The organism is Nitratireductor arenosus, assembly GCF_009742725.1.
GTDB lineage: Bacteria > Pseudomonadota > Alphaproteobacteria > Rhizobiales > Rhizobiaceae > Mangrovimarina > Mangrovimarina arenosa.
This window is the reverse complement of record NZ_WPHG01000003.1, coordinates 412,377-434,372: the sequence shown is the minus strand read 5'-3', so window position 1 is coordinate 434,372 and position 21,996 is coordinate 412,377. Positions and strand designations below refer to the sequence as shown.

Genomic DNA, 21,996 nt, shown 5'->3' with positions numbered 1-21,996 from the left:
TGCGGGAGCGGGATGATGATCCACCTTTCTCGTGAGGAAACCTTTCTGCTTTTGACCTGTCGTCCGCGGCTCGACGATGCCGGCGACGAGCGGCTCGTACGCCTCACCCGCCAGGACATGGACTGGGCCTATGTGCTGTGGCGAGCCGAAACCTATCAGACGATCCCGCTGTGCCGGTTTCATCTCGACCGCCTGGGCGCCTGGCGAAACATCCCCGACTGGGTGCCGGGCTACATGGCCGGGTGGTCGAAGCTTTCCGAACTCCGTTCGATCGTCCAGTTCCGGCTGCTGGCACAGATACTCAACACGTTCCAGACCGCCGGCATCGACTACTACATCTTCAAGGGCGCGCTGGTGGCGGCGACCCTCTTTCCGGATCCGGTTTCGCGGCCGATGCAGGATCTCGACATCATGGTGCGGCCGAAAGATTTGTGGCGCGTCCAGAAGGCGCTCTACGGGCTCGGCTTCAAACACGGCGTGTTCGATCCCGCCAACGGAACCTTCACCCATATGTTCCGCCGGATCACCAAGAATACGCTCGCACATAAATACGCCCTGCACTCGGTGACCAAGGTGGAGACGGTCCGGCCCGATTTCGACGCCAGCCTGCTGCCCAGAGCGTGGCGGCAGCGGCAGATAAAATCCTTCGTCCAAGGCGACGGCACGGTTTCGATGCCGGTCTTCGTCGACATCCATTTCGGCCTGGCCGACGGGGTCGAGGAGGAAGACGTGTGGCGCGGCGCGGGGCCGGAAACCGTGCTCGGGCAGGCCGTCCGGTGCCAGGGGCCGACGACCGCGCTGTGGTTCAGCGCCGCGCGCGCCTATTTCGAGGCCTTCCAGCACGGCACGGTCAAGCCGTATATGCTGGGCGACATCGATGCGCTGGTGCGCCACCACCAGGAGGCGATCGACTGGGCCGAACTGCTACTCGTGGCCCGCAAATACGGTTTTGCCTCGGCGCTGTTTTACGTCTTCGAACAGCAAAGGCGTTTGTTCGAAACACCGGTCCCGGACCATGTGATTGCGCTTTTGATGCCGAACCAGAAGAGCATTCCCGACCCGGGCGACTATGGCGATCTGATCCCCAAGCTGCTGTCGCGCGTGGTGGTGAACGATTTCGCCCTCGCCTGACGGCGCGATACCGACCCGCGCCAAGACGCGGCGGCCACACTCTTCCATGGGGCGCAACGACCATCAGCCTGGCCGAACCGGCCGGCGCACGAACCTTGATCGCAGGAGCTTGGACATGGCGCGTATTGCTATCATCGGCGGCGGACCGGCGGGACTGGCGGCGGCGTTTTGCCTGGCCGCCAGCGGGATCGAGTTTCGCCTGTTCGAGGCCGGCCGGGCGCTGGAGGAGCGCCATCACGACAGGGCCGACGAGCTCGGATGCGGCATCGGCGGCGCCGGCCTGTTTTCCGACGGCAAGTTCAGCTTCCACCCGTCCGGCTCCCATCTCTACCGGCTGCGCGACAAGGACCGGCTGTGGTCGGCCTACGACCAGATCAGCGCCCTGCTCGACGGCGTCGGCATCAAGGTTCCGGTCACTGACCGGGCAGATGGCGGCGACTTCGTCTGGACCGGGGACCCGATCACAACCAAGGACTATCCGTCGAGCTACGGCACGCTGGCACAACGGGCCGAACTGATCGCCGCGCTGAGCCGCGACTACCGGCCGTGGATCAGAACCGGCACGACGGTCGAACAGGTGAGCCGGCACGGCACGGGCTATACAGTGCGAAGCAGACCGGCCGGCGGCTTTACCCGCGACGAGAACTTCAGCCATATCATCGTCGCCACCGGCCGTTTCGGCCCACAAGCGACGGCAAGCCTGATGCCGGGGCTCGTGCCCACGACCGAGCTCAGATATGAATTCGGTATCCGGATCGAGCACCCCAACCGCGTCGGTTTCCTGAACGCGGTCGACAGGCCCGACGTCAAATACATCATCAACGCGCTCGGCACCGAGGTCAGAACCTTCTGCACCTGCCGCAATGGCGAGGTCTGGCTTATTCCCTATAACGGGCCTTCGGCCCTGTCAGGCCGCTCCGACGGCCCGCCTTCCGGCTTTTCCAATTTCGGTCTTCTGGCACGCTTTTCCGGCGACGCGGTCGAAAAAGGCAGGCGCATCTGGCGGCACTACCAGGCGGCGATCGCAGGCAGCGGCAGCGCGCTATGGCAGCCGCTGCCGGAATTTCTGGACCGAACCCCGACGGGCACGCCCGGGCTCGACGGACGGCCGTGGCATCCGCGCGCGGAGTTCCGCCGGGGCAACATCGCCGCGATGCTGCATGCCGAGCTGCATGCGATCCTGGCCGGCAGCCTGAGGGTTCTGGTTGATCAGTTTCCCGATCTCTATTCGGCGGAAACCGTTTGTCTGTTTCCCGCCATCGAGGGCGTCGGCGCGTTTCCGCGCAACGATCTCGACCTGAAGGGCCCGGCGGAAAACATCTGGTTTTGCGGCGACGCCGTCGGACGGTTTCGCGGCCTGATCCCCGCTCTTGTCAGCGGCGGCTACGCCGCGGCGGCCGCGTGTTCGGCCATTGCCGGCAACGACAGCGCGGACGCCGACCGCCAGTCCGACCTCGGCGTTGCGGCCGAATAGAAGGCGCCTTTCGGCCTACGACCGGCGCGAGGACGGGATTTCGAGGAGACGTTTTGTGCTAATCGCGATCGAGGGCATCGACGGGGCGGGCAAGACCCATATTAGCCGCAAGCTCGCGCGCGCGCTGGCCGAGCGCGGCCGGCGGGCCGTCTATGTCGACAAAAAGGACATCTCGTTCGGCGACGGTTTCGCCGACGGCAGGCTGGCGCTGATCAAGGAGGCACTCTGGCCAATTCGCGGCGAACCCGGCCAGGATCTTCTGGGAACCCGTTTCTACCTCCACCTGCTCGCGGCCTGGTTCGCGGCGACGGGACGGTATTTCGAGCATCAGGCAGCGCGAAACACCGACACGCTGCACGTCACCGACGGCTCCTACTACCGGGTCATCGCCAAGGCGCATCTGCGCAGCGGAATGGAGATCGAGCACTTGCGCGGGTTCTTCACCGAGGCCGCCGAACCGGACCTGGTGGTGCTTCTGGACCTGGAACCGCGCGCGGCATGGGCACGGCGCAGCGCCTTCAAGGAAACCGAGATCGGTCGCTGGGACGGTTTCACCGGCGACCCGCAAGAGGCATTCTGTGCCTACCAGCAACAGGTCCGGCGGGTCCTGCGCGCACTGTGCGAAAAGCAGAACTGGGTGCTCATCGACCAGAGCGTGATGCACAACGACGCGGAGATCGTCGACCACATCATGACCCAGGTCGAGCGCGAACGTGTTGCGCTTAAGTCCGAGCCAGAGGCGCAGAGACACCAGACGGCGGGCGCGCACGATGCAACCAACGGCAGGTTCGGGACCTGTTAGCGGCATTTGTCTTTAGATGGTCTCGTTAGATGGTTTCGTTCGACTGCCGGTGGTTCCCGGCCCGATCACGAGCGTCGGGCGTTCCGATACAATCCCACAAACCGGAAGCGCCGCGAGCAGTCGGCGGCATTGGTGAAATCAGGTCATCCATCGCCAACAGATTTCAGGTTTTTGTCGCCCGTTTCTCCGCTAGTCTTCGATCATGGAGGTAACCGACGGGTTCAATCCTTTCGTACGCCGCCGACAACCGATGGGAATTCGATCATGCTTCCACGCCTCTTTCTTGCAGTGCCTCTTCTCGTGCTTCTCGGCTGCCAGACCGACACTGGCGGCAGCGGCGGCGAACCGCTTCCCGGCGTCGTGAACGCACCGGCGGCGCCCGTCGATATCGCCGACCTGGTCGGCGCGCGCGGAGCCGGCGGTGAAACGCAACTGCAATTGCGAGGTTACGAGCTGGCCCGGACGCGCGGACTGACCGCCTATTGGTGGAACGCCGACACCCAGACCTGCGCGGAGGTCGTCACCGCCAATGGTCGCTACGAGAGTGTCGTGGGCGTCAGCCCGGCGGAATGCGACGCCTGAAGCGCACGCAGAAAAGCTGACCGAGCGCACAATGCCGCGAGCCTGCCGCGGGTGTTCAACGGCAGGCGACATCGCCCAGGCCGAGGATAAGGAGTGTCCGCATGCAGATTTTCTCAATCGTCACCATCGCGGCCCTGCTTGCTCTCGGACTGGGCAAAGCCGGGGCGCAAGAGATACGCGAGGAAAGGGTCCGGTTCGAAGCCGGCACCTCCGGCACAACACTCGGCGGAACGATCCGGGGTTACGAGATCGTCGACTATCTGCTCGGCGCGGGCACCGGCCAGGAAATGGCGATCGAGTTCGAAACCACCAACCCATCGGCCCATTTCAACCTGATGCCGGCCGGCAGCGAGACCGCGATCCATATCGGCTCGAGCGGCGGCAACGCCTTTACCGGCATTCTCCCGCAGGACGGCGACTACCGCATCCGCGTCTATCTGATGCGCAATGCGGCACGCCGCGACGAGGAGGCAGACTACGCGCTGTCGATCAGCATCAGCGGCGGCGCGGCCGCGAATCCCGACTACGCAGACGGACTTTCGGGCGGGCCCGATTTCTGGCGCGTGGCCAACGTACCGGCCAACGACACGCTCAACGTGCGTTCGGCGCCCGGCACCGGCAATCCGGTTGTCGGCGAACTGGCCAACGGAGATCGCGTGCGCAATCTCGGCTGCGACATGCATGGACAGTCCAGATGGTGCAGGATCGAGGCGGGTTTCGACCAGAAATTCACCGGCTGGGTCAACGGTCGTTACCTGAGGGAGTGACGCTGCAGCCAGCGATCATGGCAAGGTCGCAAGTTTCGACCCGCCCCCTCGATGGTGGAGCCAACGGCTCCGCGGCCGGTGCCGCAGAGCCATATTTCAAACACTTCCGTGAAGAATACAAACGTTCGAGCCTGTTATGGCCCAACCAATCCGGGACAGGTTTCACGGCTCGGCGCGTCGCGATTTCGCACAACCCCTTCGCGTTACATTTCGGAAAGCCACAGCGAGCCCCGGAGAAAAGATTGCCCGCGAAACTGATGACGATCCTGATCATCGCCGGCCTCGCATGCCTGGCGGCGTTTCGCATGATCGGCAGCGATGTCGATGAGAACGGCGTCCTGAGAGAGCCGTTCTTCCTGCTTCCGATCGGCTATTTGCTCGTTCTTCTCGGCATTGCCGGCCTTGCCGGCACATTCGTCGCGGGATGGTTGCGCCGGCTAAACGGATAAACGAAAACCCGGCGCGCCGCCCTCATCCGCCGTCGATGACAGCGTCGGGAATGGCGAAGTGCTCGGAACCATCGATCGTCACGAACGTGGTGTCTTCCTCGCGATCGGCCATGACCTCGCCGGATTGCGGGCTGGTGACAGCACCGTTTTCGAAGTCGAGCGTGCGCTTGAAGCCGTCCGGAAACGTGATATCGACCGTCGCCACCGATCCCCCGGCGCGAATGACGCCGAAATCGCAGCTGGTCACGCTCTCGTCGCCGGCAAAGGTGCAATCGATCTTGCCGGTGGCGTGGTAGGGCGTGTCCGCGACCAGCGCGTCGGTCTCGGCCACGCCGGTTGCGGTCGACGGCGCCGCCGCGCCCGCTTGCCCGCCCATCGCGTCGATGCCGATGTGAAGCTGGTAGTCGGCCTCCTCGCCGCGCCGGGCCGCGGCCCGCACGAGATAGACCTGAACGGTATAGGTGCCGTCGGCGGGCAACACGCCCGAATAGTCGTTGCCGTTGATCGCGCCGATGAACATCGCTTCCTCGCCGGGCCCCTTGCCCGGCTCGTAGATGTTGAAATAGGCGCCGGCATTGGAGGGCTCGAACACGACGGTCATGGTCTGGCCGGCGCGCGCGTCGAGCAGATAGTCGACCGAACCATAGCCAAGGATCCGATCGGACAGCGTGGTGGAACTCTCACCGGCCGCGAAACGCACCTCCTGGTGACGGACCGCGTCGGAGGCGAGCGCAAGGCCCGCGGCCGAAAGCGAGAGGACGAGAAAGACCGATAGGACGCGAAGCATGCCAAACATGATGCCAGTTCCTTTTCACCAACAAAGCCGCCTCGTCGACGACAATAGTCCGGGAAGGCGGCGCGGCCAAGAAGCGCGTGATGCGGTCATGCCGCCTGCCGCGCCAGCCTGACGAGCAGCAACAGGGCGGCCGCGCCGATCGCCCCCCCAGGACCGTACCGACAGGCCGCCGCCGGGGCCGAAATCTAAAGCGCGCCCTCGTCGACCGTTGACATCACCTCGGTCACGACGCCGCCGGAAATCAGGCAGCGCCACGGCGCGCGATCCGGCCCGACGCCGACCATCACCAGCGTCGCCGCCTCGGAGAATTCCGAGCTGAGCACCGAGACCGTGTTTCCCGTCTGCCCCGCAACAGCCGCAAGGCAGGCCCTTTCATCCTCGGCGCTTCCCGAGCGCAGCGCCGGCTGGTCGTCCGGCGGCGCCGTCTGCGTACAGCCGGCAATGGCGGCCACGGCCGCCAGCATGACCGCATGCGAACTTCTTTTTGCAACGTTGCTCATGTCTGCGCTCTCTCCTTCGAAAAGCCGCCTCACCATGCATGGACCCGCTTGGCCGGCGGCAGCCACATCGGATCGCCCTCCTCGATCCCGAAAGCCTCGTAGAAGGCGTCGACATGTTGGAGCGCGGCAACGGTGCGGTAGAAATTCGGCGGATGGCCGTTGCCGGCGACGATGGCGCGCAGATAGGGTTCGGCCGCCTTCATCGTCCAAAGCTGGGCCCAGCCCAGGAAGCAGCGCTGCGCCGGCGTGAAGCCGTCGATCTCGACATTTTCCTGCGGATGTTCGTCGAGATAGGTCATCAACGCCTCGTAGGCGAAGGTGATCCCGCCCACATCGGCCATGTTCTCCCTGACATTCAGCGGACCGTTGGCATGAAGGCCGGGCAGAACCTCGAAAGCATTGGCCTGGTCGATGAGTTTCTGCGCCTCGGCCTCGAAGGCCTCCGCATCCTGCGGCGTCCACCAGTCGCGGAAATTGCCGTTGGCGTCATAACGCCGGCCGCCGCTGTCGAAACCGTGGGTCATTTCGTGGCCGATGATCGCGCCCGTGCGGCAAAAGCGCAGCGGCGCATCCATATCGTGTACATAGGCCGGCGGCTGGACGATCGCCGCCGACACCTCGAAGCCGTTGATGGACGGGTTGTAGGCCGCATTGACCGCGATCGGCAGCGTCGAGGAGGCATTGAACTCGTCGTGCTCAACCGGATGTTTGAGCTTCTCGGCGAGGCGGGCCATCGAAAAGGCACCGAGATTCATCATATTGGCAACCGGGTCGGGGCCGATATCGACACTCGAGAAATCGATCCATTTGTCCGGATAACCGACCTTGTAATAGAATTTGGCGGCCTTCTCGAGCGCCTGTGCGCGGGTCTCCTCCGACAACCATTCGCGGGTCTTGATGCGAGAGCGGAATACCGCGTGAATACGCTCGACCATGTCGAGCACGTCGGCCCTGGTCTCCTCGGAAAAATGAGCGTCGACATAGATCCGGGAAGCCGGGTGGCCGAGCGTGTCGATGAAGAGCCGGTAGAGACGATCCTGGCGCGGACGGTCGGCGCTGGCGCCGACGAGGGCGAGATCGAGCGCCTTTGCCGGCGCGTCAAGCGCCGTGGTCAGGAAGGGCTTGTAATTGTCGATGACGCGAAACGCGGCATAGTCCTTGAGCGCGCCGAGCGACGTGGTGCGCCAGAGCTCGGCCAGGGCCTGCAGGGCGCGCGGCTCGAACATGTAGAACGCATCCGGCTTGGCGAATCCGATCGTGTCCAGGTAGAGATCGAGATCGAGCGCGGGGATCAGCGCCTGCACCTCGTCATAGGTCTTCTTGGCATAGCGGTTGCGCGGATCGTTGGCCTCCTCCGGCGTCAGCAATCCGGCATAGAGCGCGAACTCGATCTTAAGGGTGGTCTCGGCGATGCGGGCCGCATCGGCAGGCGCATAGCCGGCAATCGTCATGACGTCTTCGACATAGGTGCGATAGGCGTCCACCCGCGGATCGCCCTGCGCATTGCGGTAGATGTCGAGAAATTTCTCGTCGACGCCGAAGCTCTGGCCCACGACGAACATCGCGTAGCGCTTGCTGTCGGCGGGGTCGGTGCTCGGCGCGACCACGGCGAACAGGCTCGGCCCCGCGATCACCGCCTGCTCGGCCATGAAACGGATCATGTCGTCCAACGAGGCGATCGCCTCGATCCGGTCGAGCAGGCCGCGCACCGGCTCGATGCCCGACGCGTCGATCGCCTCGACATCCATATAGGCGTTGTAGAAATCGCCCACGAGCTGCACGGCGCTGCCCTTGGGCGCACCGGCGGCTGCCTGCCCCGCCTCGGCCGCGGCGGCGGCCATCTGCTTGATCAGGCGCTCGGTCATGATTTCGAACACGCCCCAGGAGGCGCGATCCGGCGGCCGCTCGACCCGGTCGAGCCATCTACCGGAGGCGTAACGGTAGAAATCCTGGCTGGGATCGACGCTGGTATCCATGTTTTCGACCGAAAACATCATCTCGTCAGGACCGAGCGGCGACAGTTCCTGCGCCACCGTAGTCCCGCACAGCGCAGCATAGGCGGCTCCGGACAGAAGCGCGGCGGCAAAACGGGACATCACGGCCTCCTCAGTTCGTGGACCTGCATTCGTATTCGGCACCGTCCGGATCGGGATCGCGATAGGTCGCCACGTCGCCCTTGATCGAGATCGAACGGCCGAAGTTGCCTTCATATTTCGAACCCGACCCGCTCGGAACCAATGTGCCGGTGTCGACGCTGTCGCCGCGCTCGAAACGGACGGAGGGTAGCCGCGTGTCGAAGAACATGGTGACGACCTCGTTGGCCGAGCTGTCCCCGCATTGCCAGGTCGTGGTGCCGGTCGGCTGTTCAAGCATGAACTGGGTGACCAGCTCGGCATCGCGGCGCAGATAGCTGAATTCGACGCAATCTCTTTCGTCGCCGGCCTTCCAGCATTCGTCGCGCCCCTTGATCCAGCCGCGCTGATAGGCATGCAGTTCCTTCTCGGCCTGGACGGCACCAGCGTCGAGAGCCTTCACCGCAGCGACCGCGGCCGCGAAACGGTCTGCGACCAGCCGGTCGAGTTCGGCCAGTTCGTCATCGCCGCAGATCAGCTTTTCGGCTCCGCTTTCCGCCTTTGCGCAATCGAAGGACGGTCCATCCTGAGCCAGAGCCGGAACGCCGCCAGCAAGAAGGGTCACTCCCGCAACAAAAAATCTCAGCAAGAGACTGGGCATGGCTTTCTCCACGGTTTGCCGGACGGGCCGGCCAGAACAATTGGAGGACGGGCGCCACCGCACCGCTGACCGATCCGCGCGTCAAAACGCGTCGACAGCGCGGCTTGGCGCAGCCGACTCACGACATGATGACGAAGTCCTTGCCCGACCTTGTGTCGGGATGGAGCGGCGCATCAGTGACAACCATCGTCATGCCGGGATGCATGCGCGCGCCCATCTTGGCGACGAACGCATGATCGGCCGTGAGGCGCACAAGCACGTCTTCCTCGCGCGCGAAAGCGCCGACGCCCTCCTGGTTGTGACTGATCCCGGCCCAATGCATGCCCTGCGACGCGCCATGCGCGCCCTGCAGCACGAAGACATGATTGCCGAGCTTGCCGCCACCCTTGATCGTCAGACGTCCCCTCGCCAGGATCTCACCGTTTTCCACCAGCAGTATCTCGTTGCCGGAGGAAGACGCGATCACCGAGGTGACGGGATAGGATTCGGCCTCGGCCCAGTCCTTGGGATGCTTCTTGCCCTTCAGGGTCGCCTCGATTTCCTCGAATTCATGCTCGGCGTAACCGCTGAGCACCATGCCGGGATGTTTCAGTTCCCAGGGATCTGAATGGGTGCCGGAAATGATCACCGGCGTGCCGAGATGGGTGATGGTGAAGAGTTTTGCGGAAAAGTCCAGCGGCAGGCGTATGCAGCCATGCGAGGCCGGATAACCCGGCAGCTTGCCGGCGTGCAAGGCGATCCCGGACCAGGTGAGCCGGTTCATGTTGGGCATCGGCGCGTTGTTGTAGGTCGAGGAGCGATGGTGCTTGTCCTTCTGCAGAACGACGAACACGCCGGTCGGCGTGCCGTGCCCCTTCTTGCCCGTCGAACAGGTCGAGACCGCGATGCGCACGCCATTGCGATAAACGTGGACAAGCTGCTCGGGCAGCGAGACCACCACAGCGACCGGGCCGTCCGGCTGCCGGTCGGGATGCCAGGTGAATTCGCCCGGCTTCAGTTCATGGATTTCCTTGAGGACTTCCTTGGCGATCCCTTCGGCGCCAAAAAACGCGACCGCGGCCGCGGCTCCGCCTGCGAGGAAATCACGTCGCGTCAGGCCTTTCGGGCCAGTTCCGCTCATATCTTGCTCCCATTGACTCGATGCCGCTCGGCCGTCCGTCGCGGCCGCCACGAACGTTGGCATGCGATCTGTCGGCACCTATTACCGCCTATAAATCGAGTAGGGTCCAATGAGTTTTCATTGCCATTGTTGAATCGTACTCATCTGCCTCACTCATCCTGGTCGACGACTTGGCGTCGGAACCAGGCCTCGAAGGCCCGCAAAGCCGTCTCGTCGCGCCGCGAAGCCTTGATGCACAGATAATAATCCTCATCTGTCGGCAGGCGCGCCGGCGACAGCGCCCTGAGCAGTCCCGCCGCGATATCGCGCTCGGCCAGGAAGTCTGGGACAAGCGCCATGCCATGCCCGTTCTTGGCCATTTCCAGCGCGAGCAGGTAATGCGACGTCTGCAGCCAGCGGCCGGTATGGATGTCATTCAGCGCCACGCCGGCGATTTTCGACCAGGCGATCCAGTCGCCGCCCAGACGCAGCGGATCGAGCGTCGTGGTGATCAAGGGCAGGCTTTGCGGCGCGAACCGATTTTCGGGCGCAGGGGCCACCGCGATGAGATTTTCGGCCTGAAGCTGCATCGCCCAGAAGCCCAGCTCCTTGGGGAAGGTGGTTACGAAGGCGTCGGCGACGGTGTCGGTGAGTTCGGGGTCCTGGGCATACATGCGCAGTTGCAGATCGATATCGGGGTGCGCGGCATAAAAACTGCCGAGCCGGCCGATCAGCCAGCCGGGCGCGAAACTGCTGCAGATCGCCAGCCGCAACACGTCGCGGTGGCTACCCACCACTTCGGCCAGCGACCGCTCGATCTGGGTAAACGCCACCTGCAGCTTGGCCGCCAGGCGCCGACCGGCCGGCGTGACCATGATGCCGCGCCCCGACCGGACCACAACCTTCTCGCCCACCGTCTCGGTCAGCTTACGAAGCTGGTGGCTGACCGCGCTTTGGGTGACCCCGAGCTCGGCGGCCGCCCGGTGGATTGATTCGTGCCGGGAAACGGCCTCGAAGATTTCCAGGGCCCGCATGTTCGTGGTGTGTCTGTTCATGACCGAAACCGTCCCCGCCGCTCAGCACGCAATCGTGCGCTGAACCGCTCGACCAGCACCTCCCGCCCGCATTCGTCGTCTATTCGGTCATCGCACAAATTCAATCTCCCGAACCAAGCCAAAATACAGCATGGCGGCCGCGTCGGACAAAGGCCGACTTTGTGCCAATCCTCGGCGCCGCCGGCCTGCGCGCGTAGAAAGCGTGGAGAGGATACCTTGTTCGCGGCGGCAAAATCGGGCCAATATCGACGCACTCGCAAGAAATCGGAAGAACGCATGCCGCGCTTCACCACGCTGATCCTCGCCGCCCTCGCGCTGGTCGTCTGGCTCGGCGCCATGCCGACGCGCGCGCAGGACGCTCCAGATCCATTCGAGCAGCGTGTGGCCGAATGGAACGAAACGGCGGAGCGGGCCGAGGAGGCGTTGCGCAATGCACGCGCCTCGAACGACGCGCTGGAGATACTCAGGAGCGACGTCGCCGCGAACCGCAGCGAGGCGTTGGACATTATCGAGCGTGGCAATATCGAAACGCTGACTTTGAAGGCGCGGCTCGAAGCTCTGGGCCCGGCGCCGAGCGAAAAAGACGCGGAACCGGAACGCGTCGCCACGCAGCGCAAGGAACTGCTCGAAGCGATCGCGGTCGCCGACGCGCCGGTGCTGGCCGCCCAACAGGCCTACAATCGCGCCGAAGTGTTGATCGAGGAGATCGACAAGCTGATCCGCGCCCGACAACGGACCGAGCTGTTTGCCCGCGAACCCTCGCCGCTGGTGCCGACCTACTGGCTGCCGGCGCTGAGCGAATTGTCCGCCTATCTGGGCCGCGTGGCGAACGAAGTCGGCGACATCATCACCAGCCCGACGCAGGGGGCGCTGGTGCGCCAGCGCCTGCCGCTGGCGGGCCTGCTGTCGGCGATCGGACTGTTTGCGCTCCTGTTCGTGCATCCGCGCGCGATCCGCCGCGTCGAAGCCGCCAGTGCCGGCGCGGCGACCGGGATTCGCAAACGTGGTTTCACCGGCCTGGCGCTGGTGCTGCGGCTCGCGCTCCCGGCAATCGGCGCCGGCCTGCTGGCAACGGCCTTCCTGTCGCTGCGGCTGGCCCCGCCATCGGCCAAATCTCTCAACGCGATCGTCGTCACCCTGGGACTGTTCTTGGTCATCGCCTACTGGCTCGCGCACGTGGTGTTCGCACCGAGCGAGCCGGATCGCCGGCTCATCGACCAAAGCGACCAGACGGCGGCGCGCGCGACATGGATCGCGCTCGCGCTCGGGCTCGTTCTGGTGTTCGAGACGATCCTAGAGGCGATGGAACGCGACTTCCAGTTCACGCCTGCCTCGCGCTCGGTGATGGCGGCGATCATCGTCGTGGCCGGCAGCGTGCTGTTGTGGCGTCTGGCGAGCCTTTTGCGAGCATCGCCCGGCATGCAGGACGAGACCGGCGGGACGCCACCGACCACCGACGAGTCGGCAATCTCTCTGACCGGCCTCATCACGCGCGCGCTGCAATTCGCGGCCGCGCTGGCGGTGCTGTTTTCGATCGCCGGCTATGTCCAGATCGCACGCCAGGCGATGGTGCCGATGGTGCTGTCGCTGGCGCTGCTCGCCTTCTGCCTGGCTCTTAACCATTTTCTGACCGTCACGGTGACGCGGTTGCTGGGCGGCCACCGGCCCGACGAACGCGTGGCGGTCACACTCTTACCCTTCGCTCTCGGCCTTGTGGTGCTTGTCGCCTCGGTACCCGCGTTCGCGCTGATCTGGGGCGCGCGGGTCGCCGACATTTCGGAAGTCTGGATCCTACTCACGCAGGGCGTGGAGATCGCCGGCGTAAGAGTTTCGATCGGCGTGGTCTTCACCCTGATCGCCGTCTTCGTGCTCGGCGTGTTCACCACACGCTGGCTGCAGCGCTTTCTCGGCACCTCCGTCCTACCCCGGACACGGCTCGACAGCGGCGGACGCAACGCCGTGCTGACCGGGCTCGGTTATGCCGGCATCACGCTGGCGGCGCTGATCGCGGTGTCAGCCGCCGGACTCGACCTTTCCAATCTGGCCATCGTCGCCGGCGCACTTTCGGTGGGTATCGGCTTCGGCCTGCAGGCGATCGTGTCTAACTTCGTGTCGGGCATCATTCTGCTGGTCGAGCGGCCGATCAAGGAAGGCGACTGGATCGAAGTGTCGGGGCACTCGGGCATCGTGCGCAAGATCGCGGTGCGCTCGACCCGCATCCAGACCTTCGACCGGCACGACGTCATCGTGCCGAATTCCGACCTAATCGCCGGCACGGTGAAAAACATGACGCTGACCACACAGACCGGGCGCCTGATCGTTCCGGTCGGCGTCGCCTATGGCAGCGACCTGGAGAAGACCAGGCGGATCCTGCTGGATGCGGTCAAGGACAACGACATGGTGCTGTCCTATCCCGAAGCATCGGTCCTGTTCATGGGTCTCGGCGAAAGCTCGCTCGACTTCGAGTTGCGCTGCTTCCTCAAGGACGTCTCCAACGTGCTGACGGCCCGCTCCGACCTTCTGTTCGAGATTTACAATGAACTGGGCAAGGCCGGCATCGAGATTCCCTTCCCGCAACGCGACATCACCGTGCGCAATGTCGAGGACCTCGCCAAGGCGCTAGGCCGCTCGCGCAAGGAGATCGAGACCGGCAAGGCGGGCGAGGTTCCGCGCACGCCGGAAGCCTGACCGGTCGAGTCCGCCGAGACCGCCTGGGAACGTCCGCGTCGGAAAAAGACGGCTGGAGCCGTTCCTTCCCAAATGGATCGCTCGACCTTCGTCTTGCGCGCCCTCAGCGGCGTCGCGCGCCGATGGCGTGACTGTGCCACGGCATAAGCTTGTCTTGCCGTGGAATTGGTGTGGCAGTCCGGTTGCCGCCACACCGCCCGAACTATTTCACCCGGATTGGACATCACGCCCGGCGGGGCAATTTCGTGCCGAGTAAGGAAAGCACGACAAGTGCCACGCCCGATATGACGAATACCGACGAAACGCCGAAAATCGTCAACAGCACGGTATATACGGCCGCCGGGACGATTTGCGACATCTCCCGATAGGTATTGTAGATAGGAACCATCCGAAGGCGCTCACGGCTTTTGACGGCACGCATGAAAGGCGCATTGCCGGCGCTGTCAACGCCACTGATCGCAACTGCCGAAGCAAAGAGAGCCGCGGTCGCCCAGCCGAAAGACCAATCGGCCAGGATGCCGGCCGCGGCCGTCGCTGCACCGCAGGCGCCATAGGCAATGACAAAAAAGCGCCGCAGCCCGAGCCCACGTAACACCACTCCCCAAAGTGGAGCGAGCAACAACAGCGCCGATGCCAAGCCGGCTATGGTTCCGGTATGCGCAATGCCGATGCCGTTGGCTGCCGCGAGAATGGGCGTGTAGACAAAGAACATCTGCCACCATCCGGCGCGCCCAATCGCCAGAACCCAGGCGAGGCGGAGCCGGGGTTGGCGGAGAAACCGACGGATCGCCAGCCCGCCCTCCACGCCGGCCACGGACGGTGTCTCCGGCATCCGCGCATCGGGCAGGACCCAGATCATGATCAAGGGGACGAGCATCGCGCATGCACCGCTCAGCGCGAACGGCAGCCACAGCGGGCCGCATTCAAGCAGGTAAGCGCCGACGAAAGGCCCCGCGATGTAGGCGACGCCGGCGAACATTATACGTCGCGGCTCAAAGCGGGCGAGGTCGTGGCGCGAAACCGTGTTCAGCGTATAGATATTGGTGACGATCTCAAAAAGCTGAACCATCAGGAAGTGCAACGTCAACGCGGCAATCAGGGTCAACGGCCCGGGAATAGAGAAAAGTACCGCGGCCGCTATCCCGATTGCCGAAGCCGCGATCATCAGCCGCCATGGTCCAAGCGCCTGAAGCACGGGCGGCAGCGACAGGCTGGCGAGAAGCCCGAAACCGCTCGCGACAAGATAGACCGCGCTGACCATGCTCGCCTCGCCAAGTCCACGATAGGCAAGCGTCGGAATGACGATGATGATGGAACTGCGCGCCAGCACCGCAACCGCGTAGACGAACGGGATGCCCCTCGCCCCGAGCAGATTCGCCCGCCGCGGCTGATCAGACCGCGGCGGTGGCATCGCGCGATCGGGAGGCAGACCGCGCAACGCATAGTTCGGCCGCGGCAAGATCTTCAAGAGAACAGCCGACCGATTTGAAAAGCGTGATGTCGCTCAATCCTTCCCGCCCAGAATGCTCGCCGCGCGTCAGTTCGAAGAGGCTCGCCTGGATATCGCCGCGCGCAAGTGCGCCGGAGTTGAGCGCGTGTACCAGTTCGCCCGACTCTGAAAGCGCCCCTTCAAACGTGTCGACGAAAACGCGGCTGCGCATGAGCGCAGCTTCATCGGCCTCGCGCATCTGCGGCGTGAAGGCACCAACGAGATCGAGATGGGCACCGGGCTTGAGCCATTCGCCTTTGATGATCGGGGCACGCGCGAGCGTGCAGCATGAGATGATATCCGCTGCCTCCACCTCGGCCCGCAATTCTCCGGCGGGGCGGGCCGGCAGTCCTTCGTCGGCCAGTTTTCCAGCAATTTTCCGCGCCTTTTCGGCGTCGCGTCCCCAGATGACGATCTCCTCGAACGTGCGAACCGAGGCATGGGCCGAAGCCAGGTTGGAACTCAGTCGCCCCGTACCGACGATCAGCAGACGCCGTGCATCGGCGCGCGAAAGGTAGCGTGATGCCAGCGCCGAAGCGGCCGCTGTACGGCGTACCGTCAGAACGCCACCTTCAAACACGGCCACGATTGCCCCGGTCGCCGCGCTGAACAGCAGATATTGGGCGTTGACGCTCGGCTCGTTGCGCGCCGCGTTTCCAGGAAAAACCGTCACCGTCTTCAGCCCGATGTGGCGGCCAGCCACCCAAGCCGGCATCAACAAAAGATTGCCATTCGGCTCGCCGGGAACTTCAATGTCGAAATGCGGCCGCGGCGGGCTTTCGGCGCCGCGTTTGAACGCATCGTCCAAGGCGTCGACCAACTCCCCCCATTCCAGGCATCCGGCCACGTCGGCATCGGTGAAGTTGAGGACGTCTTCACGCATCGACTTTTTCCCGCAGACGGAACGTCGGCAGCGGATAGCGCCTGGCCTCTTCCGGCGGCAGCACCTCGACGCCCAGGCCGCTGGCGATCCGGCCGGCATCCTCGCAGATAATGCGCCCCAGCAGCGATGCCCCTTCTTCCAGCTCGATTTCCGCCAGTATGATGGGAACTTCCTCGTTGAAGACGGGATGGTTGGGCCGAAGCACCAACGCGTAGGATACGATCTCGCCCCTGCCGCTCGCAGGTTTAAAAACCAGGTCGGCCGAGCCCGTATACGGACAAATCGGCCGGGGATAGAAGAACGGCCGCCCGCCCTCCACCGCTTGCTGCAAAAGCAGCCGCCCCTCATCGCGCCAAGCGGCGAGGAATTCGCGGTTGTCTTCATCCTCATAGGGAAGCGGATAGTCTTGAACCCGGCTCATTGGGCCGCCTCCAGGATGATGGTACTTGCGGAAAGTCCGTGGCCGTAACCGACCATGCCGTAACCCGCCACCAGCCCGCGTTTGGCGTTGGCTACCTGACGGCCGCCACCCTCGCCGCGGAGCTGACGCACTGCCTCGGTTACACTCAGCATTCCGCCGGCGATGCCGGCCTGACCGCACGACAATTGTCCGCCGCCAGTGTTGAGCGGCACCGAGCCTTCCCAGTCAAAAGTGTTGTCGGCGAGGTATTGGCTGACTTCCCCCTTCGCACAGAAACCCAGATCCTCGAACTGGATCGCCGCCATGATCGGGTAATCGTCGTAGAGTTGTACGAAATCCATGTCCTTCGGGCCGTAACCGGCGTCTTCATAAAGACGGTCCGCAAACAATTTCCAGCCGCCAGTGAGCGGGGCGATCTCCATCGGCGGGTAGTTGTGCCTCTCGTAGCCAGTCACCACCCTGACTCCCTTGCCCGGACTGGCCCGGTCGAGGCTCGTCACCACCACGGCCTCGGCTCCCGCGCACGGCAGAACGCAGTCGTAGAGCCGGATCGGATCGGCGATCATCCGCGAACTGAGGTAATCGTCGATCGTCATGGGGCCGCGAAGAAGGGCACGCTCGTTCTGCCGGGCACTCTTGCGCTGGCCGACGGAAATGCGACCGAGATCCTCCGGCCGGGTGCCGTATTTTTCCATGTGCTTGCGCTGGATAATGGCAAACAGCCCGTTGGCGCCACCGAAACCCAACGGCGTGCCGTAATTGCGCAAACCACGGCTGAAATCGTCCATCAACTTAAAATGACCGCCGACGTCGTAATTGTCTCCGGCAATGCAAAGAACTGTCGTTGCCTGTCCGCTTTCGATCGCGTGAACGGCATTGATGATGCTGGCAACAGGGCCGGCACTGCCGGCAGTGCCGAGATATGCCCAGGAGATCGTCATGCCGAACTGCTCGGCCGTTGTCACTGTGTTGTCGGGCGGCAGCTTGAAGGAAGAGATTGCAAGACCGTCGACATCGGAGAAGGCAAGACCGGCCGAGTCGAGGGCACTTCGCCCGGCTTCCGACAGGAACGAGAACAGCGTCCGGTTTGTCTTTTTTTCGTAAGCGGTGGCACCATAGCCGATGATGCCGATCTGGCTGCCGTTCTTCATGAAATCCTCAAATGATTTTCTGTTCGCGCAGCGCGGCGATTGAAGCGCCACTCATGCCGAGCCACCGGCCAAAGACTTCCTCGTTGGCCGCACCCGATACCTGCCCCGCCCAGCGTATGCGGCCGGGCGTATCGGACAGCCTGGGCGAGGGAGCCGGCATCCTGAGCGGGCCCAACTGGTCGTCAACGATGGTCTCAATCGCCTTGCGGGCGGCGACATGCGCATCAGTGAAGACGTCTTCGATGCGGTTGACCTTACCAGCCACCACGCGGTGGTCCTGCAGCTTGTCGAGCACAGCATCGGTCGCCTGCGTTGCCACCCATGCGGCCACTTCGGAATCGATCACCTCGCGGTTTTCGACCCTGAGCGCCATCGATAGAAATCGGGGATCGGTGACCAGATCCGGCCGGCCCATGGCATTGGCAAGCCCCTCGTAGATTCCCTGCGACCCGCAACTGATCGCAATCGCGCCACCGTCCGCCGTCGCGTAGACATTGCGCGGCACGTCCTCTTCCATCTGGTTTCCCAGGAGCGGCTTGCCACGACCAGTCTGGTCGTAACGTACGACCACCGACTCGATGATGCGCAGGATCGGCTCGTAGAGCGCAACGTCGATGATCTGGCCCTGCCCGGTGTTTTCTCGCCGGTGCAGCGCGGCAAGCGCGCCGAAGGCTCCGAAGACACCGGCAAGATAGTCGCCCAGCGGAAAGGCGGAGACCATCGGACCCTTGTCCGGATGGCCGGTGAACGAGGAAAGGCCGGAGAACGCCTCGGCGATTGTCGCATACCCGCCCTGCTGGCTCTTGGGACCGTCCTGGCCCCAGCCGCTCACCCGTACCCAGATGACGCGCGGGAACCGCTCTCGCAGTTCGCTCGGCGACAGGCCCCAGCGCTCAAGCGTGCCGGGCCGGAAGTTTTCGATGACGATATCGCTTTCCCCGATCAGCCTCAGCGCGATGTCGCGGGCATCGGGGCGGGAAATGTCCAGCGTGATTGCATGCTTGTTGCGCGCCATCGTTTTCCACCACAGGGGAACCTCCTCCTTGTGCGGCGGCCACTCGCGCAGAGCATCCGGCTTTCCGGGCTTTTCGACCTTGACGACGCAAGCACCGAAATCACCCAGCAACGAGCCGACAAACGGCCCGGCGAGCATCGAGCCCAATTCGAGAACCTTGATATCCCCAAGTGCGGACGGATCGCCCGCGGTTTCGGGATCGGTGAGCATTACGAAAACCCCTTCTCACTTGATCATTTCTGGGAGGCGGCGACACGGTCGATGCCGACAAGGATGTCGAGCACGATCACCGCGAGGACCGCGACATAGATCGTGGCGGCCGAAACGGCGGCCAGCATCGGGTCGACGGCATATTGAACGTAATTGAAGAGCTTGACCGGGATCGGCATCAGTTGCGCGGTCGCGTTGAAGATCGACAATTCGACGTTGATCCACGAGATAATAAAGGCGAAGAGCGCTCCCGCCACGAGACCGGGCTTGATGATTGGAAGCGTGACCAGGAAGAAGGTCGAGACGGCATTGCCGCCGAGATCGAAACTTGCCTCTTCCAGCGACTGGTCGAAACGTTCGAGCGAGGCCAGCACGGTTCTGAGCACATAGGGAACCACGATCACCGTGTGCCCGACGACCAGCGCAAAGAAGCTGCGCGCAAACCCCAGGGCATTGGCGTACTGCAAAAGCGCCGCGCCGATAACGATGGTGGGCAGGATGAGCGGCGCGATGAAGATCGTGTTCAAAAGCTGCCGGCCCTTGAGTTCGCTGCGCGCGATGACGAGCGCGACGAGCACACCGATAACCACCGCTATTGCCGTAGCCAGTCCCGCGATGGAGACGCTGGTCCAGATCGCGCTGAGATAGGACTGGTCCTCCAGAAACCGCCCGTACCAGCGCCACGTGAAGCCGACCGGCGGAAATTTCAGGAATTCCGTCTCGGTGAAGGAGGTCGCCACGATGATAACGAGCGGCAGCGCGAGGAAGACAAGCCCGGCCCAAGCCAGAAGAATGACGAAAAGACGCGCAATGCGGTCGACGATGCTCATGACTGCCTCGCGATCTGGCTGCGGCCGCGGCGTTCGATGAAGAGCAGGTAAAGCGCGATGAGGATCAGCGTGACGATCAGCAGTCCGACCGCGAGCGCAGCACCGAAATTGAAGTCGAACAAGGTGGCGTAATTGTCGAATATCGGCATCGCCATGACGACCACGCGCCCGCCGCTCATGATGGCCGGCACCACATAGGCGCTGACGGCCAGCGTAAAGACGATCAGCGAGCCTGCGATCACGCCAGGCAAGCTAAGCGGCAAAGTGATGTGGAGGAAGGTCGCCAACCGGCTGCTGCCAAGATCGAGCGAGGCTTCCACCAACGACCGGTCGATCGTTTGCAGCACGCTAGAGATGGTCAGCACCATGAAGGGCACCAGGATATAAGCCAGTCCGATGACGATTGCCGTTTCGGTAAACAGAATGGGCACAGGACGGTCGATGATACCCATCGCCACCATCGCCTGGTTCACCAGCCCCTGGCGTCCAAGCAGTATCAGCCAGCCGAAGGAGCGTACGATATTGCTCGTAAACAGCGGCATGATTACGAGCACGTAGCAGACCCGCCGGGCCGAGCGGCTCTCGACCATATTCACGATGTAGTAGGCTATGGGATAGCCGATAAGAAACGACACGATGGTCGAGATAAGCGAGAGCTTGAAGGTCGTATAGAAGATGCCGGGGTAGTAGCTGTCGGCGACGATCTTCTTGTAATTGGCGAGCGTCCAGGCACCGTCCGCAGTCTGAAGGCTGGCCGTCACCGTAACGAGAAACGGCACCAGAAAGAACGCCGCCATGAAGGCAAGCGGCAGGGCAATAAGGATTGCCGCCCAGAAGTTCCTGATCCTCATCGTGCGAGCACCTGACCGTTGTCACGATGCCAGGAGACATGCACCGTTTGCCCGCGCTCGAAGTCGGCGGCCCGTTCGGAGGACGGGAACTGGCACACGAGTTTTTCTCCGCGCGCCTCGACATAGACACGCGTGGCGTTGCCGACGAATACGATGTCGGTGGTGACGGCCTTCAAATCGATCACGTCGTCGGACGCAGCCCGGGCCGCGGGAGAAACCGAGATCGCCTCGGGCCGGATGAGATAGGTCACCTTGGTTTCCGGGCTGGCATTGTGCCGCACCGGAAGGGAAAGCCCCTTGCCCTCGGTTTCAAGCGTTCCCTCAGCCGTGACGCGAGCGGCTATCAAATTCGCATCGCCGATGAAATCGGCGACATAACGCGTTGCCGGCTTGTGGTAAATTTCCTCGCCCGTGCCGATCTGCACGATGCGACCGGCTTCCATCACCGCGATGCGGTCGGCCATCACCAGCGCTTCTTCCTGATCGTGGGTAACAAACACGAAAGTCATGCCCAGCGATTGCTGCAGGGCCTTCAACTCGATCTGCATTTGCTTGCGGAGCTTGAGATCGAGCGCGCCAAGCGGCTCGTCGAGCAGCAGCACTTTCGGCCGGTTGGCGATTGCCCGTGCCAGAGCGACCCGCTGCTGCTGGCCGCCGGAAAGCTGCGCCGGATAGCGCGCCTTGAACTCAAGCATGCCGACGGTCGACAGGCTCCGTTCAGCGTGCTCGACCGCCGCGCGGCGGCCTTCACCATTGCGGCGCGGACCATAAGCAACGTTTTCCACCACCGTCATGTGGGGAAACAACGCGTAATTCTGAAAAACAGTATTCACCGGCCGCCGGTTGGGCGGGAGATTACGCATCGGGCGGCCGTCTATCGATATTTCGCCGCCGATACTGCCTATGAAACCGGCGATCGACCGCAAAAGGGTCGTCTTGCCACAGCCACTCGGCCCCAGCAGCGCCAGGAACTCCCCTTCGGCCACCTCCACCGACACATCGTTCAAGGCGAAATAGTCGCCGTAACGTTTGGTCAGGTTTTTGACATCGATGAAGCTGGCCATGGTATC

The 21,996-nt window shown here is 63.5% G+C and carries 21 protein-coding genes; 7 read left to right on the top strand and 14 right to left on the bottom strand.

Features of this window, described 5'->3' with window-relative positions:
* Positions 1–15 precede the first annotated feature (15 nt).
* The 6 genes from GN330_RS14075 (at position 16) to GN330_RS23505 (ending at position 5,205) form a co-directional block, all read left to right on the top strand.
* Positions 16–1,131 (top strand): nucleotidyltransferase family protein, encoded by a 1,116-nt coding sequence (locus GN330_RS14075; protein WP_197435171.1) that lies wholly within the window; start codon positions 16–18, stop codon positions 1,129–1,131.
* Between the two features lie 115 nt (positions 1,132–1,246).
* Positions 1,247–2,605: an NAD(P)-binding protein gene (locus tag GN330_RS14070; protein WP_156713316.1), complete on the top strand. Its 1,359-nt coding sequence runs from the start codon at positions 1,247–1,249 to the stop codon at positions 2,603–2,605.
* A gap of 55 nt (positions 2,606–2,660) precedes the next feature.
* The gene (locus tag GN330_RS14065; RefSeq protein ID WP_197435170.1) at positions 2,661–3,407 is read left to right on the top strand and encodes a hypothetical protein; all 747 of its coding nucleotides are present in this window, start codon (positions 2,661–2,663) and stop codon (positions 3,405–3,407) included.
* A gap of 264 nt (positions 3,408–3,671) precedes the next feature.
* Entirely contained in the window at positions 3,672–3,989 is a 318-nt protein-coding gene (locus GN330_RS14060; RefSeq protein ID WP_156713314.1) for a hypothetical protein, read from the top strand.
* 101 nt (positions 3,990–4,090) lie between these two features.
* Entirely contained in the window at positions 4,091–4,756 is a 666-nt protein-coding gene (locus GN330_RS14055; protein WP_156713313.1) for an SH3 domain-containing protein, read from the top strand.
* Positions 4,757–4,998: 242 nt separating this feature from the next.
* Positions 4,999–5,205, top strand: coding sequence for a DUF3955 domain-containing protein (locus tag GN330_RS23505; RefSeq protein WP_246188684.1), 207 nt, complete (start codon positions 4,999–5,001; stop codon positions 5,203–5,205).
* A 22-nt stretch (positions 5,206–5,227) separates the two neighbouring features.
* On the opposite strand, the gene GN330_RS23500 is transcribed toward GN330_RS23505, so the two are convergent.
* From GN330_RS23500 to GN330_RS14020, 6 genes are all read right to left on the bottom strand, one after another.
* A complete protein-coding gene (locus GN330_RS23500; RefSeq protein ID WP_197435169.1) occupies positions 5,228–6,001 on the bottom strand; it encodes a hypothetical protein in 774 nt (257 codons plus the stop codon).
* 185 nt (positions 6,002–6,186) lie between these two features.
* Positions 6,187–6,501, bottom strand: a complete 315-nt coding sequence (locus GN330_RS14040; RefSeq protein ID WP_156713312.1) for a hypothetical protein — start codon at positions 6,499–6,501, stop codon at positions 6,187–6,189.
* Between the two features lie 29 nt (positions 6,502–6,530).
* Positions 6,531–8,597 (bottom strand): M13 family metallopeptidase, encoded by a 2,067-nt coding sequence (locus tag GN330_RS14035; RefSeq protein WP_197435168.1) that lies wholly within the window; start codon positions 8,595–8,597, stop codon positions 6,531–6,533.
* Between the two features lie 10 nt (positions 8,598–8,607).
* On the bottom strand, positions 8,608–9,234 hold the full coding sequence (locus tag GN330_RS14030; RefSeq protein ID WP_156713310.1) for a lysozyme inhibitor LprI family protein: 627 nt from the start codon (positions 9,232–9,234) through the stop codon (positions 8,608–8,610).
* A gap of 118 nt (positions 9,235–9,352) precedes the next feature.
* Positions 9,353–10,354: a L,D-transpeptidase gene (locus GN330_RS14025; protein ID WP_156713309.1), complete on the bottom strand. Its 1,002-nt coding sequence runs from the start codon at positions 10,352–10,354 to the stop codon at positions 9,353–9,355.
* A 149-nt stretch (positions 10,355–10,503) separates the two neighbouring features.
* Positions 10,504–11,388, bottom strand: coding sequence for a LysR family transcriptional regulator (locus GN330_RS14020; RefSeq protein ID WP_156713308.1), 885 nt, complete (start codon positions 11,386–11,388; stop codon positions 10,504–10,506).
* A 276-nt stretch (positions 11,389–11,664) separates the two neighbouring features.
* Here GN330_RS14020 and GN330_RS14015 point away from each other — a divergent pair, with 276 nt between their 5' ends.
* Positions 11,665–14,076, top strand: a complete 2,412-nt coding sequence (locus GN330_RS14015; RefSeq protein WP_156713307.1) for a DUF3772 domain-containing protein — start codon at positions 11,665–11,667, stop codon at positions 14,074–14,076.
* 223 nt (positions 14,077–14,299) lie between these two features.
* Here the strand turns inward: GN330_RS14015 and GN330_RS14010 are convergent, their stop codons facing one another.
* Genes GN330_RS14010 through GN330_RS13975 form a run of 8 tightly spaced genes read right to left on the bottom strand, consistent with a single transcriptional unit; the run spans position 14,300 to position 21,990 of the window.
* Positions 14,300–15,544 (bottom strand): MFS transporter, encoded by a 1,245-nt coding sequence (locus tag GN330_RS14010; protein WP_156713306.1) that lies wholly within the window; start codon positions 15,542–15,544, stop codon positions 14,300–14,302.
* Entirely contained in the window at positions 15,468–16,547 is a 1,080-nt protein-coding gene (gene lhpI / locus GN330_RS14005) for a bifunctional Delta(1)-pyrroline-2-carboxylate/Delta(1)-piperideine-2-carboxylate reductase (RefSeq protein ID WP_425487167.1), read from the bottom strand. The genes GN330_RS14010 and lhpI overlap by 77 nt, the downstream gene beginning before the upstream one ends.
* Positions 16,441–16,869 carry a Zn-ribbon domain-containing OB-fold protein gene (locus tag GN330_RS14000; RefSeq protein WP_156713305.1) on the bottom strand — a complete coding sequence of 143 codons (429 nt, stop codon included), beginning with the start codon at positions 16,867–16,869 and terminating at the stop codon, positions 16,441–16,443. The genes lhpI and GN330_RS14000 overlap by 107 nt, the downstream gene beginning before the upstream one ends.
* Positions 16,866–18,020, bottom strand: coding sequence for a thiolase family protein (locus tag GN330_RS13995; protein ID WP_156713304.1), 1,155 nt, complete (start codon positions 18,018–18,020; stop codon positions 16,866–16,868). The genes GN330_RS14000 and GN330_RS13995 overlap by 4 nt, the downstream gene beginning before the upstream one ends.
* 7 nt (positions 18,021–18,027) lie before the next feature.
* Positions 18,028–19,245 (bottom strand): CaiB/BaiF CoA transferase family protein, encoded by a 1,218-nt coding sequence (locus GN330_RS13990; protein ID WP_156713303.1) that lies wholly within the window; start codon positions 19,243–19,245, stop codon positions 18,028–18,030.
* Positions 19,246–19,268: 23 nt separating this feature from the next.
* Positions 19,269–20,075 (bottom strand): ABC transporter permease, encoded by an 807-nt coding sequence (locus GN330_RS13985; protein ID WP_156713302.1) that lies wholly within the window; start codon positions 20,073–20,075, stop codon positions 19,269–19,271.
* Entirely contained in the window at positions 20,072–20,926 is an 855-nt protein-coding gene (locus tag GN330_RS13980) for an ABC transporter permease (protein ID WP_156713301.1), read from the bottom strand. Before GN330_RS13980 ends, GN330_RS13985 begins: the two co-directional genes overlap by 4 nt.
* Positions 20,923–21,990, bottom strand: a complete 1,068-nt coding sequence (locus GN330_RS13975; RefSeq protein WP_156713300.1) for an ABC transporter ATP-binding protein — start codon at positions 21,988–21,990, stop codon at positions 20,923–20,925. Before GN330_RS13975 ends, GN330_RS13980 begins: the two co-directional genes overlap by 4 nt.
* Between the last annotated feature and the right edge of the window lie 6 nt (positions 21,991–21,996).

Bases quoted from the DNA above. Each gene is read 5' to 3' on its own strand.
- GN330_RS14075 (WP_197435171.1), top strand. From the start codon at position 16: ATGATCCACCTTTCTCGTGAGGAAACCTTTCTGCTTTTGACCTGTCGT.
- GN330_RS14070 (WP_156713316.1), top strand. From the start codon at position 1,247: ATGGCGCGTATTGCTATCATCGGCGGCGGACCGGCGGGACTGGCGGCG.
- GN330_RS14060 (WP_156713314.1), top strand. From the start codon at position 3,672: ATGCTTCCACGCCTCTTTCTTGCAGTGCCTCTTCTCGTGCTTCTCGGC.
- GN330_RS14055 (WP_156713313.1), top strand. From the start codon at position 4,091: ATGCAGATTTTCTCAATCGTCACCATCGCGGCCCTGCTTGCTCTCGGA.
- GN330_RS23500 (WP_197435169.1), bottom strand. From the start codon at position 6,001: ATGTTTGGCATGCTTCGCGTCCTATCGGTCTTTCTCGTCCTCTCGCTT.
- GN330_RS14040 (WP_156713312.1), bottom strand. From the start codon at position 6,501: ATGAGCAACGTTGCAAAAAGAAGTTCGCATGCGGTCATGCTGGCGGCC.
- GN330_RS14035 (WP_197435168.1), bottom strand. From the start codon at position 8,597: ATGTCCCGTTTTGCCGCCGCGCTTCTGTCCGGAGCCGCCTATGCTGCG.
- GN330_RS14030 (WP_156713310.1), bottom strand. From the start codon at position 9,234: ATGCCCAGTCTCTTGCTGAGATTTTTTGTTGCGGGAGTGACCCTTCTT.
- GN330_RS14025 (WP_156713309.1), bottom strand. From the start codon at position 10,354: ATGAGCGGAACTGGCCCGAAAGGCCTGACGCGACGTGATTTCCTCGCA.
- GN330_RS14020 (WP_156713308.1), bottom strand. From the start codon at position 11,388: ATGAACAGACACACCACGAACATGCGGGCCCTGGAAATCTTCGAGGCC.
- GN330_RS14015 (WP_156713307.1), top strand. From the start codon at position 11,665: ATGCCGCGCTTCACCACGCTGATCCTCGCCGCCCTCGCGCTGGTCGTC.
- lhpI (WP_425487167.1), bottom strand. From the start codon at position 16,547: ATGCCGGCCGGATCGCCAGCGGCCTGGGCGTCGAGGTGCTGCCGCCGG.
- GN330_RS14000 (WP_156713305.1), bottom strand. From the start codon at position 16,869: ATGAGCCGGGTTCAAGACTATCCGCTTCCCTATGAGGATGAAGACAAC.
- GN330_RS13995 (WP_156713304.1), bottom strand. From the start codon at position 18,020: ATGAAGAACGGCAGCCAGATCGGCATCATCGGCTATGGTGCCACCGCT.
- GN330_RS13990 (WP_156713303.1), bottom strand. From the start codon at position 19,245: ATGCTCACCGATCCCGAAACCGCGGGCGATCCGTCCGCACTTGGGGAT.
- GN330_RS13985 (WP_156713302.1), bottom strand. From the start codon at position 20,075: ATGAGCATCGTCGACCGCATTGCGCGTCTTTTCGTCATTCTTCTGGCT.
- GN330_RS13980 (WP_156713301.1), bottom strand. From the start codon at position 20,926: ATGAGGATCAGGAACTTCTGGGCGGCAATCCTTATTGCCCTGCCGCTT.
- GN330_RS13975 (WP_156713300.1), bottom strand. From the start codon at position 21,990: ATGGCCAGCTTCATCGATGTCAAAAACCTGACCAAACGTTACGGCGAC.